At 72.9% G+C, this 13,804-nt stretch carries 15 protein-coding genes; 2 read left to right on the top strand and 13 right to left on the bottom strand.

Features of this window, described 5'->3' with window-relative positions:
• Window positions 1-132: 132 nt before the first annotated feature.
• Genes ACQP0U_RS14965 through ACQP0U_RS14955 form a run of 3 tightly spaced genes read right to left on the bottom strand, consistent with a single transcriptional unit; the run spans window position 133 to window position 1,746 of the window.
• Complete coding sequence (locus ACQP0U_RS14965; RefSeq protein ID WP_433319778.1) at window positions 133-1,242, bottom strand: beta-ketoacyl-[acyl-carrier-protein] synthase family protein; 1,110 nt, start codon at window positions 1,240-1,242, stop codon at window positions 133-135.
• Window positions 1,235-1,480, bottom strand: a complete 246-nt coding sequence (locus ACQP0U_RS14960) for an acyl carrier protein (protein ID WP_433319775.1) — start codon at window positions 1,478-1,480, stop codon at window positions 1,235-1,237. The genes ACQP0U_RS14965 and ACQP0U_RS14960 overlap by 8 nt, the downstream gene beginning before the upstream one ends.
• Window positions 1,480-1,746, bottom strand: coding sequence for an acyl carrier protein (locus ACQP0U_RS14955; RefSeq protein ID WP_196922961.1), 267 nt, complete (start codon window positions 1,744-1,746; stop codon window positions 1,480-1,482). Before ACQP0U_RS14955 ends, ACQP0U_RS14960 begins: the two co-directional genes overlap by 1 nt.
• Window positions 1,747-1,761: 15 nt before the next feature.
• Here ACQP0U_RS14955 and ACQP0U_RS14950 point away from each other — a divergent pair, with 15 nt between their 5' ends.
• Window positions 1,762-2,448 (top strand): 4'-phosphopantetheinyl transferase family protein, encoded by a 687-nt coding sequence (locus ACQP0U_RS14950; protein WP_433319772.1) that lies wholly within the window; start codon window positions 1,762-1,764, stop codon window positions 2,446-2,448.
• On the opposite strand, the gene ACQP0U_RS14945 is transcribed toward ACQP0U_RS14950, so the two are convergent.
• Window positions 2,376-3,725 (bottom strand): class I adenylate-forming enzyme family protein, encoded by a 1,350-nt coding sequence (locus ACQP0U_RS14945; RefSeq protein WP_433319769.1) that lies wholly within the window; start codon window positions 3,723-3,725, stop codon window positions 2,376-2,378. The genes ACQP0U_RS14950 and ACQP0U_RS14945 overlap by 73 nt on opposite strands.
• Window positions 3,726-4,135: 410 nt before the next feature.
• On the opposite strand from ACQP0U_RS14945, the gene ACQP0U_RS14940 reads away from it, so the two are divergent.
• The gene (locus tag ACQP0U_RS14940) at window positions 4,136-5,206 is read left to right on the top strand and encodes a serine hydrolase domain-containing protein (protein WP_433319766.1); all 1,071 of its coding nucleotides are present in this window, start codon (window positions 4,136-4,138) and stop codon (window positions 5,204-5,206) included.
• 134 nt (window positions 5,207-5,340) lie between these two features.
• Here ACQP0U_RS14940 and ACQP0U_RS14935 read toward each other — a convergent pair whose 3' ends face one another.
• The 9 genes from ACQP0U_RS14935 to ACQP0U_RS14895 are packed head-to-tail and all read right to left on the bottom strand — an operon-like array spanning window position 5,341 to window position 13,485.
• On the bottom strand, window positions 5,341-5,658 hold the full coding sequence (locus ACQP0U_RS14935; protein WP_433319763.1) for an antibiotic biosynthesis monooxygenase family protein: 318 nt from the start codon (window positions 5,656-5,658) through the stop codon (window positions 5,341-5,343).
• Window positions 5,655-6,911, bottom strand: coding sequence for a beta-ketoacyl synthase N-terminal-like domain-containing protein (locus tag ACQP0U_RS14930; protein ID WP_433319760.1), 1,257 nt, complete (start codon window positions 6,909-6,911; stop codon window positions 5,655-5,657). Before ACQP0U_RS14930 ends, ACQP0U_RS14935 begins: the two co-directional genes overlap by 4 nt.
• Window positions 6,912-6,933: 22 nt before the next feature.
• Window positions 6,934-8,208: a beta-ketoacyl-[acyl-carrier-protein] synthase family protein gene (locus ACQP0U_RS14925; RefSeq protein WP_433319757.1), complete on the bottom strand. Its 1,275-nt coding sequence runs from the start codon at window positions 8,206-8,208 to the stop codon at window positions 6,934-6,936.
• 55 nt (window positions 8,209-8,263) lie between these two features.
• The gene (locus ACQP0U_RS14920) at window positions 8,264-8,668 is read right to left on the bottom strand and encodes a cupin domain-containing protein (protein ID WP_433319754.1); all 405 of its coding nucleotides are present in this window, start codon (window positions 8,666-8,668) and stop codon (window positions 8,264-8,266) included.
• Window positions 8,661-9,413 (bottom strand): SRPBCC family protein, encoded by a 753-nt coding sequence (locus tag ACQP0U_RS14915; protein ID WP_433319751.1) that lies wholly within the window; start codon window positions 9,411-9,413, stop codon window positions 8,661-8,663. The genes ACQP0U_RS14920 and ACQP0U_RS14915 overlap by 8 nt, the downstream gene beginning before the upstream one ends.
• Window positions 9,410-10,840: an acetyl-CoA carboxylase biotin carboxylase subunit gene (locus ACQP0U_RS14910; protein WP_433319748.1), complete on the bottom strand. Its 1,431-nt coding sequence runs from the start codon at window positions 10,838-10,840 to the stop codon at window positions 9,410-9,412. The genes ACQP0U_RS14915 and ACQP0U_RS14910 overlap by 4 nt, the downstream gene beginning before the upstream one ends.
• Before the next feature lie 19 nt (window positions 10,841-10,859).
• The gene (locus tag ACQP0U_RS14905; protein WP_433319745.1) at window positions 10,860-11,414 is read right to left on the bottom strand and encodes an acetyl-CoA carboxylase biotin carboxyl carrier protein; all 555 of its coding nucleotides are present in this window, start codon (window positions 11,412-11,414) and stop codon (window positions 10,860-10,862) included.
• The gene (locus tag ACQP0U_RS14900) at window positions 11,411-13,150 is read right to left on the bottom strand and encodes an acetyl-CoA carboxylase carboxyltransferase subunit alpha (RefSeq protein WP_433319742.1); all 1,740 of its coding nucleotides are present in this window, start codon (window positions 13,148-13,150) and stop codon (window positions 11,411-11,413) included. Before ACQP0U_RS14900 ends, ACQP0U_RS14905 begins: the two co-directional genes overlap by 4 nt.
• Window positions 13,147-13,485, bottom strand: a complete 339-nt coding sequence (locus ACQP0U_RS14895; RefSeq protein ID WP_091408771.1) for a TcmI family type II polyketide cyclase — start codon at window positions 13,483-13,485, stop codon at window positions 13,147-13,149. Before ACQP0U_RS14895 ends, ACQP0U_RS14900 begins: the two co-directional genes overlap by 4 nt.
• Window positions 13,486-13,804 lie beyond the last annotated feature (319 nt).

Genomic DNA, 13,804 nt, shown 5'->3' with positions numbered 1-13,804 from the left:
CCTGGTCCCCACCCTCAGGCCATCGCGCCCTCGCCCTGCCTCCCCGCGATCTTGCGGTTTCGGTTGTCGTTTCGGGTGCCTGGTCGGATTCGTCGGGGCAGAAAGTGCATGATCGCGGGAGGTTGGGGGCGGTCATCCGACACCGACCAGGAGAGCGGTGTTCGCGCCACCGAAGGCGGCGTTGAGGGTGAGGGCGTGGGTGGCATCCGTCTGTTGAGGACGGTCGGTGATCACGTTCACGGGGCAGGTCTCGTCGGGGGCCAGCCAGCCGGCGTTGACCGGCAGGTGACCGTGGCGCAGCGCCAGCACGGTGACCACCAGTTCGAGCAGCCCGGACGCCTCCAGCGCGTGCCCGTGCAGCGACTTCGTGGAGCTGACCGGAACCTGCGCGCCGTGCCCGCCGAGGGCTCGGCGCAGTGCGACCGCCTCGGCGGCGTCGCTCTGCGCGGTACCGGTGGCGTTGGCGTTGACGTAGCCGACGGCCCGCGGCGGCAGCCCGGCCCGGCGCAGCGCGCCGCCGACCGCGCGGGACAGCCCGGTGCCGCCGGGCTCAGGCTGGCAGGGATGGAACGCGTCACCGGCCCGTCCCCAACCGGCCACCGTGGCCGCCGGATCGACACCGCGTCGTCGGCCGGTGCTCGATTCGAGCACCACCGCGGCCACGCCGTCACCCAGCAGCAGCCCACGGCGGCCGGCGCTGAACGGGCGGACCGCCCCGTCGACAGCGAGGGCACGACCGGCGTCGAAGAGCGCGAACTGGTCCGACTCCACCAGGTAGCCGGCCGCGACCACGACCCGCTCGACGTCCCCCCGGGTAATCCTGGCGGCGGCGTCGGCCACCGCCGTGCTCGCCGACACGCAGGCGCTGGTGTAGACCCGGGTGTGACCCGAGAGTCCACATCGGGCGGCGAGCTGACCGGCGAGCACGGCCGGGGTCGGGCCCGCGCCGAGGGCCGCGCCGCCGTGCACGGCGAGCAGCAGGGCGCACCCGGCGCGCTGCGCGCGGTCCAGGCCGGCCGCCTCGCAGGCCGCGTCGACCGCGGCGGCCAGTTCGTCCGGGAGCGTACCGACCTCGGGCAGGGTGGCCGCCACGGTGACCCGGCGGGCGGTGGTGTCGAATCGGCCTACCGGTCCGAACGCCGGCACACCGGCCAGCACACCGGCGAGCTGCGCGTCGGCGCCCCGCCCCAGGGCGCTGACCGCGTACATGCCGGTGAGCTGGGTGACGCGCGCCTCAACCATCTGCGGAGGCGGTCAGCGACGCCCGGAACACCGCCAGGGCGTCGTCGACGGTGCGGATGCCGGCCAGCTCGTCGTCGGTGAGGTCGAGCCGCCGTTCGTAGCGCTGCTCGACGAGGTGCACCAGCCAGGCAAGCTCCATCGAGCCGATCCGGTCGGACACCTCGGCAGCCGGTTTCGCGGTGAGTTCGGCGAGCATGGTCAGCAGGTCAGCTCGCCCCAGATCGGGCTGACCGCCCATCAGGCTTTGTCGCTCGTCGCCTCGGTGACCCGGTTGGCGACCATTGTGGTGAACTCGCCGACCGTCATCAGGGCGAGCTGCTCCGACTCGTCGTCGGCGAACGTCAGGCCGTAACGGTCCTCGACCCGGACGGACAGGTCGGCGAGGGCGAGCGACTCCAGGTCGACGCCGGAGGGACCGAGCGTGGTGTCGTCGTCGAGCCCCTCGACGTCGTAGTTCATGTCGGCGAGCTGCTCGACGACGAAGGCACGGACCTCGGCTCTCATGGATACCCTCTCTGCGTGGGTCAGCTGACGGTGTCCGGTCGGGACACCGCCTACGTGTGGGTCGGCCGGGACACCGGCGGTCAGCCGGATCCGGTCGCTGTGCTGCTGCGGCGGGCTGGCGCTCTGCTGCTCGGTGGCGCGGAGGCCGAGCTGGTGCTGACGCACGACCGCGAGGGACGGCCGGTCGTGCGGGTCGACGAGACGATCGGGTCGGTCGAGCTGGCGGTCAGCGTCAGCCGGACCGCCGGGCTGGTGGTGGTCGCCGCCCGTCGGGCCGGCGCGGTCGGGGTGGACGTCGAACGGATCCGCCCGCTGCCGGCGCTCGCCCTGGCCCGCCGCTGGTTCCCGCCCGCCGAACTGGCCTGGTTGGTCGATCGGCCCGAGGCTGGCCGGACGGTGGACTTCCTGCGGCTGTGGACCGCCAAGGAGGCGGTCGGTAAGGCGCTCGGGCGCGGGCTGCGCGACGGCGGGCTGCGCCGGTTGATGCCGACGCCGGGGCTGCCATTGCGGCTTGTGCCCGGCGCCGAGCCCCTGCGGGTCGGTCACCCACGGTTGGGTGGGGGCCTCGTCCTGGCGGTCGCCGCGCACGCGAGCGCGCCTGTCGACGTCGAGGTGGTGCAGCGGCCCGGTCACTGGGTGACCGCCGAGCGCAGCGCGTCGGTCGAGCGGACCAGCTTGCCGGTGGTGGTGCGGGGCAACTGATCGAGCAGGTGCAGCGCCCGTGGCCGTTTGTAGCCGGCCAACCGCTCGGCGAGGAGCTTGTCCAGCGTCTCCTCCGACAGCGGGCCGTCGGGTTGGACGTACGCGGTGATGCCGTCGTCCCAGACCACCACGGCGGCGGCCACCCCGGTCAGCTCGGCGACGGTGGCCTCCACCTCGGTCAGGTCGACCTTCATCCCGCCGACGGAGACCTGCGAGTCGAGTCGACCGCGCACCGTGACCAGGCCGGTGTCCTGATCGACGGTCCCGGCGTCGCGGGTGTGCAGCCAGCCGTCGGACCAGCGGGTCGGGTCGCTCAGGCCGACGTACGGTGACGCCGGGCAGGACACCCACAGCTCACCGCCGGACTCGCGGACCTCGATGCCGGGCGCCGGGGCGATCGACGGTCGGTGCGCCCCGTACAGGTCGGTGCCGATCACCCCGACCTCGGTCATCCCGTACATGTTGCCCAGGGGCACCCCGTACCTGTCGGTGAACGCCCGGGCGACGGCGGCCGGCACCAGCTCGCCCCCGGTGGTCATCCGCCGCAGTTGCGGCAGTGGCCCGGCGGGCCGGGTGGAGGCGAGCAGTCCGATGTGGAACGGCACCCCCAGCACTGTGGCCGGCGTGGTGTCGGCGCTGATCGCGGCCAGCACGGCGTCACCGCTGAGCCGCTCCGGCGGCACCAGCTCGACCCCGGCGTGCAGCCCGTAGAGCAGGCCGCCGACCAGGCCGAGCACGTGCACCATCGAGGGCAGCAGGATGATCCGCTCGCCGGGCAGCGCGACGCCGTCGATCCGGGTGTAGCGGTGCACCTCGGCGACCAGGTCGGCTGCGGTGCGGCCGATCACCTTGGACGGGCCGGTGGAGCCGGAGCTGAGCTGGATCACGGCGTGGCCGCTGACCGCCGGACGGTCGGCGTACGGGGTGACGCCCTCGGCGACGTCGACGAAGATCTTCAGCGCGCCGGCACCGGTACGCACCGGGGCGACCACCACCTGCGGGGTCAACCGGAGCAGCGCGCGGTCCACCTCGTGGTCGGTGAGCCGGTGGTCGAGCAGGATCGCCTGCCCCCCGGCTCGCCAGGTGGCCAGCAGGTTCACCACGTACGCCAGGGACGGCGGCAGCCGCAGCGCCGCAGCGCCACCGGGGCGCAGTCCGGCGGCGGTGAGCCGGTCCTGCGCGGCGACGACCAGCCGGCGTAGGGCGGCACGGTCGACAGGCTCGGGCAGGCGGAGACAAACGTCGGTCGGATGGCCGGCGAACAGGACTTCGTCCACCCATCCTGGGTCTGTCGCCGTAGGATCTTCTGCCGTCACTGCCGTTCACCGCCCAGCATGAAAGAGGGCGAATCCGCCCATCACGTACGCCTGTCGGGGTGCTGCGGGGAACCATACGACCCCCGACGGGGCCATTGCTAGATGCGAATGGATGGATCAAAAGCAGCGGCCAGCCGGATTGCCGACAGCCCGTTCGGCGGAGAGGATCGGGCGGGTGATTCGGCAGAGCGTCACCGAGGCATGACGCCTCGTACATCCGTCGCGCGGCCTCAGCCGGACGGCCGATGGCGTCGATCCGTGGGGATGCACCAGCCCCTCGAAGGGCGACCCGCGGCGGTGGGGTTAGCCGGAGCACCACCCGGGGGCTTGCCGGAGTGCTGGCTCGCGGGACGGTGACCATAGTGGAGCCCATGCGAACTCTTGCTGTGGCAGCGGCAGCGATATTGCTGGTGGCGACGGGTGCCACCACGACACCGAGTGAGCTCCAACGCGATGCCGAGGCCCTGCGGGCGACCGGCGTGACGGGCGTCCTGGCCCGCCTGGAGTCCCGGACGGGCGCACAGGTTGTCCGCTCGGGCCCGGGCGTCCCGCACGACCCGTTTCTCCGGATCGGGAGTACCACCAAGACGTTCACCGCGGTCGTGGTGCTGCAACTCGTCGGTGAAGGGCGGCTGACGCTGGACGACCAGGTGGACAGGTGGCTGCCGGGTGCGGTGGCCGGTCGGCGGATCTCGGTGCGGCAGCTCCTGCAGCACACCAGCGGCCTGCACGACTACTCGTCCGACCTGATCGGGAACTACGCCACGCCCGAGTCCTACCGGCGGGAGCGGGACAGGCCGTACACGCCGGAGCAGCTCGTGACGATTGCCATGGGCCACCCGCAGGGCGGCACCACCTGGTCGTACTCGAACACCAACTACGTCCTCGCCGGCATGCTGATCAGGGCGGTCACCGGGCGGAGCTGGGCGCGCGAGGTGGACGCCCGCATCACCGGGCCGCTGGGCCTGCGGCACACCCGCACCGGATTCCTGCGCGACCTCCCTGCGCCGCACGCCACGAACTACATGCAGTTCACGCAAGGCGGTCCGTTGGTGGACACGACTATCGCGATCCGCGGGCTGGACAGCGGCGCCGACGGGTCGATGACCAGCACGGCGTCCGACCTCAACAGGTTCCTGGCCGCCCTGGCCGGAGGCCGCCTGCTGCGGCCGGCGCAGCAGGCACAGATGCGCACGCTTGTCGCGACGACGGATTTCCCTGCCGGTTCCGGGTACGGGTTGGGCATCTTCTGGGTCCCGCTGTCCTGCGGCGGTGGCTACTGGCGGCACGGCGGCACCGGCTTCGGTTACCAGGTGGAGGCGGCGTTCACCGACGACGGGCGTCGGTTGACCGCGTCGACCTTCACCAACACCGGCGACCCGGAACTGGCCGCGACCCGCCAGAACCTCCTCGACAACCTGGTCGACCACGCCTTCTGCTAGGCCTCGGCGACGTCGGGGGCCCTGGCCCCCCGCGCGCGCCGATCTTGCGGTTTCGGTCGGTGAAACGCGTGGACTGCCTCCTATGTCGTGACAGTAAGTGCAAGATCGCGGGAAGTGGGACGGGGCGGCGCGCGTCAGGTCAGGGCTGGCGTCTGGGCGTGGATGTGGAAGCGCAGCGAACGGGCGTCGGTGAAGCACTCCCGCATCGGGCGCACCAGCTCACGGTGCTCGGGGCTGCGTTCCCAGTTCTCGAAGTCGGCAAGGCTCGCCCACTCACTGGTGATCAACCACTGCTCCGGGTCGGTCGACGAGCGGCACACCTGGTCGACCAGGTGCCCCGGCACGCCACCGGCGACCAGGTGCCGCACCTCCTCGTACGCGGCGAGGAACTGCTCGGTGCGCGGCACCGGCACCCGTACCAGGAAGACCACCCGGGCCCGACTGTCGCTCATGACGCCTCTCCCCTCATCGGCGCGGCCCCACGCAGGACCAGCGCGCTGTTGAATCCGTCGAAGCCCCGCGCGCAGACCAGCGCGAGCCGGCTGCGCGGTCGGCGGTGTTCCCGTAGGAAGTCCAGCTCGCAGCCCTCGGCCACCTCGTCCGGCCCCGCCGACGCGGGCAGCGTGTCGTGGGCGAAGGCGAGCAGCGCGGTCGCCACGTCCAATGCCGAGCCACCCTGGTACGCCCGGCCGGTGAGCGGTTTCTGCGTGGTCACCGGGGGCGGCCGGTCGGCGAACACGGCACGCAGCGCTTCGGCCTCGCTGCGGTCGTAGCGGGGCACACCCAGCGCGTCGGGCAGCACCACGTCGATTCCGGCGGCCGCGACGCCGGCCCGGTCCATGGCCAGGCGCATGGCCCGCGCGTACTGGGCCGGGTCACCGGCGCTCTCCGCCGTGGTGTGCGCGGCGTCGTGGGTGGAGCCCCACCCGCTCACCTCGCCGTAGACGTGGGCACCCCGGGCGAGGGCGTGCCCCAGCTCCTCCACCACGAACACCGCTCCCCCCTCGGCCGGCAGGTAGCCGCTGGCCGAGGCGTCGAACGGCCGGTACGCCCGCTCCGGGTCGGCGACGTCGCTGAGCAGCCCGGAGCGCAGCTGGCAGGCGAGCGCGTACGGGCTCAGCGGGCACTCGGTGGCCCCGGCGATCACGACCGGGGTGCCCCGGCGTACCGCGCGGGCGGCGTGCGCCAGGCTGTCCAGCCCACCGGCCGACTCGGCGACCAGCACCCCGCTCGGGCCCTTGAACTGGTGGTGGATGGAGAGCTGCCCGACGCTGGCCGCGTAGAACCAGGCGATCGACTGGTACGCCCCGACCGTCCGGGACGTGCCGCCCCAGAGGCGTTGCAGCTCCCGCTGGCCGAACAGGTTCCCCCCGGACGAGCTGGCCAGGGTCACCGCGTAGCCGTACGGGTCGGGGGCCCGGTCGGGCAGGCCGGCGTCGGCCAGCGCCAGCCGGGTGGCGGCGAAGCCGAGGTGCGTCCACCTGTCGGTCTGCACGAGTTGTCGACTGTCGGCGTAGGAGTCGGCGGTGAACCCGGGCACCTCCCCGCCGAAGCGGGTCGGATAGCCGGACGGGTCGAACAACGTGATCGGCCCGGTCCGGCGGGTACCGGCGAGAACGGTGCGCCAGTGCGCGTCCGCGCCGATGCCGCTCGGTGCGACCACCCCGATGCCGGTCACCACGGCGCGAGCGACCTCGGCGCTCACGCCAGCACTCCGCTTCGCTCACTCACGCTGCCACCGCGCCCAGCATCCGACGGAAGACCATCGCCGACTGGAAGCCGCCGAACCCGCTGCCCACCGAGAGGGCGACGTCCACCGGGACCTCCCGCGCCTCGTTGGGTACGTAGTCCAGGTCGCACTCCGGGTCCCGGGTACTCCAGTTCGCCGTCGGCGGCACCACACCGAACTCGATGGCCAGGGCGCACGCGGCCATCTCGATCGACCCGATCGCGCCGAGCGAGTGCCCGACCATCGACTTGATCGAGCTGATCGGCACCCGGTACGCGGCCTGACCCAACGCCCGCTTGAACGCGGCAGTCTCGTGCCTGTCGTTCTGCCGGGTGCCCGACCCGTGCGCGCTGATGTAGGAGACCTGCTCGGGCAGGATCCTGCCCTGCTTGAGCGCGTCGGTGACGGCGAGGCCCATCTCCAGCCCGTCCGGTCGGAGCCCGGTCATGTGGAAGCCGTTGCTGCGGCTGGCGTAGCCGGCCACCTCGCAGTAGATGTGCGCCCCGCGCCGCCGGGCGTGCCCGGCCTCCTCCAGCACCAGCACGGCCCCACCCTCGGCCAGCACGAACCCGTGCCGGTCGGCGTCGAACGGGCGGGAGGCGTGCGCCGGGTCGTCGTTGTCCGGGCTGGTCGCCTTGATCGCGTCGAACGAGGCGACAGTGACAGGTGAGATCGGCGAGTCGGACGCGCCGGCCAGCATCACGTCCGCCTCACCGTCCACGATCATCTGGTGGGCGTACCCGATGGCGTCGATGCCCGAGGTGCAGCCGGTGGAGACCACCTGCGCCGGGCCGTGCAACCCGTGCCGGCACGCCACGTCCGCCGCGAGGCTGCTGGGCACCAGCGCCTGATAGAGGTACGGGCCACCGCGCGCCCCGTCCACCAGCCAACGCCTGCCGTGCTCGCTCACGGTGACGTACTCCTGCTCCAACGCCATCGTGCCGCCGACCGCCGTGCCCAGCACCACCCCGGCCCGGTCCCGTTCCGCGTCGGTGAGCACCAACTGGGCGTCGGCCACCGCCTCGGTGGAGCAGGCCAGCGCGAACTGCACGTACCTGTCGGCCCGCCGCAGTTCGGCCTCGCTGAGCCCCGCCGCGACCGGGTCGAAGTCGCACTCCGCCGCGATCTGCGACCGGAACGCCGACGGGTCGAAGAAACTGATCCGCCGGGTGGCGGTCCGCCCCTCGGTGATGGTCTTCCAGAAGCGGTCCCGGCTGGCGCCCCCCGGCGCGACCACCCCGATCCCGGTCACCACCGTGCGGCGCCCGGTCATCGCGCCACCTCCGTTCGCGACTGCGGGGCTCGCAGACCCGGCGCACTCCTCGCGCTCACGATGTGCCCCGCTGTTCGACCAACTCGGTGTCGACGTGCCCGAGTTCGGGTCGGGGGGCGAGCGGGCCCAGGTGGAAGACCACCTCGGCCGCTTCGACACCGGTGTTGCGCAGTCGGTGTCGTACGTTCACCGGTACGAACAGCCCCTCGCCGGCTGCCAGCAGCGTCGGCTGGTCGTCCAGGTCGACGGTGATCGCGCCCCGCACCAGGTACAGGAACTCCTCGCTGTACGGGTGGTAGTGCTCGGCGATCCGCTCCCCCGGTTCGAGCGTGGCCACCCCGAGGAAGCCCGAGGTGCTGCCGACGGTGCGGGGGCCGAGCAGCACCCGCAGCTCACCGCCGCGACGGCGGTCGGCGGGTACGTCCCGGGCGGCGATCGGGCGGGTGCTCAGGTCACTCATCGTCGGCCTCCGTCGCCACGCCAGCGGTCGGGTTGCCCTGGTCGGCACGCTGCCAGGCGATGCGTTCCAGCCGGTCCTTGATCACCGCGAGTTGGATCACGCTGTTGGTGTTGATCCGCTCGGTCATCGCGGCGTTGTCGACGGGCGCGGTCGGTTTCATCGCGAAGTCCTGCGTCCAGGTCATCCGGGTGGCGCCGGCCTCCTCGGTGTAGCGCCAGTGGATGCGCATGTACTCGAACGGCCCGGTCTCCACCCGGTATGCCCGCACCTGCCCGCTCACCGGGTCGGCGGTGCGCTCACTGACCCAGCTCCAGGACACCCCGTTCTCGTCCGGGTACATGGTGAGCCGGAACCGCACCGTCTGCCCCTCGCGGTGCAGGATCTCCACCACCGCGTACTCGGTGAACAGCTCGGTCCAGTTCGCCACGTCGTTGGTGACCTCCCAGACCAGCCCCAGCGGCGCGTCGATGACCACGCTGTTCTCGGTGTGCCCGGGCGGGTCCACACGGCGGGCGACGAGGTCGGCCACCGCCGGGATGCTCAACTGCCCGGCCTGTTCGGGGATGCTCACCTGCCAGCGGTCGGCGACGACCGCGGAGAGCTCCAGCAGGGCGAGTGAGTCCATGCCCAACTCCTCGAGCGACGCGGCGGGCGCCCGGGCCGCGGCGTCGGCGTCCAGCCCGCAGTGCGCCACCAGGATGTCGGTGATCTCGGCGGTCATCGGGCGACCATGGGTGACGGTCATCGGGTCCTCCTGTGGGTTGCGTCGGAATCTGCGGCGGGCGCGGTGCGCGGTGCGGGAGTGGCAGCCGGCCCCCGGGCGGGCGCGGCGAGCAGACGGTCGACCAGGCCGGTGGTGTAGCGGCCCTTACGGAAAGCGGCGTCGTCGAGCACCCGCCGGACGAACGGGATGGTGGTGTGCACGCCCGGACCGGCGACGTCGAACTCGTCCAGGGCACGTTCCAGCCGGTTGAGGGCCAACTCCCGGTCGGGCGCCCACACGATCACCTTGGCCAGCAGGGAGTCGTACCAGGGGCCGATCAGATAGCCGGCGCTGGCGTGGGTGTCCACCCGGGTGAACGGGCCGCCGGGTGGGGTGAAGCGCTCCAACCGACCGGGGGTGGGGGCGAAGCCGCGCTCGGGGTCCTCGCTGTTGACCCGGCACTCCACAGCGACGCCGTGCAGACGGATCTCCTCCTGCCGCCAGCGCAGCGGCACCCCGGCGGCGATGTGCAGTTGCTCGTGCACCAGGTCGATCCCGGTGACCATCTCGGTGACCGGATGCTCCACCTGGATCCGGCAGTTGATCTCCAGGAAGTGGAACTTCTCCTCGGCGTCGACAAGGAACTCCAGCGTGCCGGCACCGACGAAGCCGACCTGGAGCGCACCCCGCAGGGCGGTCTCGGCGATGGTGTCGAGAACGGCGGCGGGCAGCGCCGGGGCGGGCGCCTCCTCGACAAGTTTCTGGTGCCGACGTTGCACCGAGCAGTCCCGGGTGCCCAGGTGCACCCCGTTCCCGTGCGCGTCGCAGAGCACCTGCACCTCGACGTGCCGCGCCTCGGTGAGGTACCGCTCGACGTACACCCGGTCGTCGCCGAAGGCGGCCTGCGCGGCGGCGCGGGTGCGGGCGTACGCCCGGCGCAGCTCGCCCGGGGTGTGCACCACCGTCATCCCCCGGCCCCCGCCCCCGGCGGCGGCCTTCACGATCACCGGGTAGCCGACGGCCTCGGCCACCTCGGCCGCCGCGGCGGCGGTCGGCACCGGCGCGACACTGCCCGGTGACAGCGGCAGGCCGGCGCGGCTCATCAGTGCCCGCGCCGACGACTTGTCGGCCAGCGCGGCCATCACCGCCGGCGGCGGACCGATGAACGTCAGCCCGTTGTCGGCACAGATCTCGGCGAAGTCGGCGTCCTCGGAGAGGAAGCCGTAGCCGGGGTGCACTGCCTGCGCGCCCACCTGCCGGGCCGCCTCCACGATGGCGGCGGCGTTGAGGTAGCTGCGCCGACTCGAAGCCGGCCCGATCCGGACGGCCTGGTCGGCGAGGCGGACCACCGCCGAGTCGGCGTCGGCGGCGGAGTAGACCACCGCCGTCCGCACCCCGAGCTCCTTGCAGGCGCGCAGCACCCGTAGCGCGATCTCGCCCCGGTTGGCGATCAGCACGGTCTCGAACATGGTCAACCACCCCGCGCCGTCACGCCGGGTCCAGCTCGACGAGCGGCTGGTCGTACTCGACCGGCTGGCCGTCCTCGACGAGGATGGCGGCCACCCGCCCGGCCCGGTCGGCGGTCACCTCGTTCATCAGCTTCATCGCCTCGACGATGGCGACCGGCTGGCCGGGACGGACCAGGTCGCCCACCGCGACGAACGGCCGCGCGCCGGGCTCCGGCGCCCGGTAGAAGGTGCCGACGATCGGTGCCCGCACCGCGGGGCGCCCGGGCACCGGTGGCCGGATCACCGCAGGCGGGGCACCGGGCGGCGGCGTCTGGGCCGGTACGACGGGTACGGCAGGTACGTCCGGTCGGGTCACGTCCTCGGGGTGCCACTCGACCTCCAGCACCGCCGGCCCGCTGCGCAGCCGGATCCGGCGCACCGGCCCGGCCAACTCGGCGATCAGGTGCTGCGCCTGCCGGCGCAGCCCGGCCAGCGCCTCCTCACCGCCCACCCCGACGTCGTCGGCAGCCTCACCACCCACCCCGACGCCGTCGGACGTCTCGACTGTCGACACCGCCCCGTCGCCGCCGGTCATCGCCGGCCCACCCGAGCGTCGGCGCGGTTAGCCCCGAACCGGCGGAAGCGTTGCCGGCGCAGGCGGACCAGCATGGCGGGCGGCACGTCCAGCAGCGGCACGAGGTTGGCCAGCAGGGCGGCGCGCAACCGGTGGGCCGTCTCCGCCGGGTCGTCGTGCGCGGCGTTCGACGGCTCCGACACGACCTCGTCGACCACTCCGAGCCGGCACAGGTCGGGCGCGGTCAGCCGCAACGCGCGGGCGGCCTGCGGCGCCGCGGACCGGTCCGGCCAGAGGATCGCCGCACACCCCTCGGGGCTGATCACCGAGTAGACGGCGTTCTCCAGCATCAGCACCCGGTCGGCCACCGCGAGCGCCAGTGCGCCGCCACTGCCGCCCTCTCCGGTGATCACCGCGAGCACGGGAGTGGGCAGCACGGTGAGGGCGAGGATGTTCTCGGCGATGGCCGCCGCCTGGCCGTGCTCCTCGGCGCTCACCCCTGGGTCGGCCCCGGGGGTGTCCACGAGGGTGACCACGGGCAGGCCGAGTCGGGCCGCGAGGCGCATCAGCCGTAGCGCCTTGCGGTGCCCGGCCGGGCTGGCCATGCCGAAGTTGCGGGCGACCAACTCGGCGGTGGTGTGCCCCTTCTGGTGGCCGATGACCATCACGTGCCGGCCGGCCAGCCGCGCCACCCCACCCACGATGGCCGGGCAGTCCGCGCCGAGGCGGTCGCCGTGCAGCTCCACGAACCCGTCGAAGACCGAGTCCAGATAGTCCAGTGCGGTCGGTCGCCCGGGGTGCCGAGCCATCCGCACCGTGTCCCACGCGTCGCGTACCGCCGGGGTGTCGCCCGCGGCCGCGGCGACCACCGGACCCGCCAGGGTCGCGCGGTCGTCGGCGAGGCGCTCGCGGCGCGGTGCCGGCTCCTGCCGGGGTACGGAGGGACGCGCCGAACGGCCGGCGCGGGTCGCTGCGAGCAGCGCCATCAGCCGTCCACGCAGTGACCGGCGCTGCACCACCATGTCGACCTGCCCGTGTCGGAGCAGGAAGTCGGCGGTCTGGAAGCCCTCCGGCAGGGCCCGCCCGGTGATCTGGCGGATCACCCGAGGGCCGGCGAAGCCCATCCGCGCGCCGCTCTCGGCGAGCACCAGATCGGTGTTGGTGGCGAACGAGGCGGCCACCCCGCCGTAGGTCGGGTCGGTGAGGACGCTCACGGTGAGCAGCCCCGCCTCGCGCAGCGCGGCGATGGCCTGGCTGACGGTCGCCATCTGCATCAACGACAGCGCGCCCTCCTGCATCCGCGCCCCGCCGGAGGCGGTGATCAGGACGAGCGGGGTGCGGTCGTCGAGCGCCCGTTCGGCCGCCCGGGTGATCAGCTCGCCCACCGCGCAGCCCAGACTTCCGCCGAGGAAGCGGAAGTCCATCACCGCCAGGACCAGAGGGTGCCCACCGATGGTGGCCGTGGCGCAGAGGACCCCTTCGGCCAGGCCGGTGCTGGCCCGCGCGCCGGTGAGCCGGTGCGGGTACGGCAGCACGTCGACGAAGTCGAGCGGATCCGCCTCCGGCAGCCGGTCGGGTAGCAGGTGCAGCGAACCCGGGTCGACCAGTTGGCGCAGGCGCTCCGGCGCCCCGAGTCGGGCGTGCTCCCCGCACTCCGGGCAGACATCGAGGTTGCGGCGCAGCCGTTTGCGGTAGAGCAGGCTGGCGCAGCCGGCGCAGCGGGACCAGAGCTCCTCGCGCGGCGCGGTGGCCGTCACGACCGCCGCCCGGTGTCCGGGGCGTCGAACCGGTAGAAGCACCGCGCCATGGCGTCGCGCGGCGAGCGCCAGGTCGACAGGTACGGCGACACGTACGGACGCAGGCGGTCACTGACCCGGATGAACTCGGGGTGGTCGCGAGCGGCCTCCACCGCGCCCTCCGCCGGCTGCGCGGTCTCAAGCAGGTGCACATAGAGGTCGTGCAGTCGGTACAGCGAGCGGTGCCGGACACCGACCAGGCGCGGCAGCTCCGTCGCGTCCGACTCGGCGAAGATCTCGGCGACCCGCTCCTCGGCGGTCGGATCCACCTTCGCGACGATCAGCGATCGGTCCATACTGGGCCTCCCCCCACAGCGTCCGGCCGGCGACGGGTGGCCCCCGGACGCGCTGGACGACTGCGGACACGATGCGCCGATCCTCGTCACGGCGGCGTCACCGCGCCGGGCCGGCCAGCGACGCATGGTGGTGACGCTGCGTTGACGCAACCTGTGTATCAGCTATGCGTCCGGTGTGCTCCACGTGGGAATGTTTACCCAGTTCAGAACCGATCTCGGGTTGACTGTCACTAATAGAACGCCCATGCTGACATTGACTCAATGTGACCGTTATTGATAATCTTCAGCTTGGTCAGCCCGGCGGCCTCGGCGGGCGGGG

The sequence above is a fragment of the Micromonospora sp. CA-269861 genome, assembly GCF_050948505.1.
Classification (GTDB): Bacteria; Actinomycetota; Actinomycetes; order Mycobacteriales; family Micromonosporaceae; genus Micromonospora.
The sequence above is the reverse complement of the archived record's forward strand: the minus strand, read 5'-3'. Positions and strand labels throughout refer to the sequence as shown.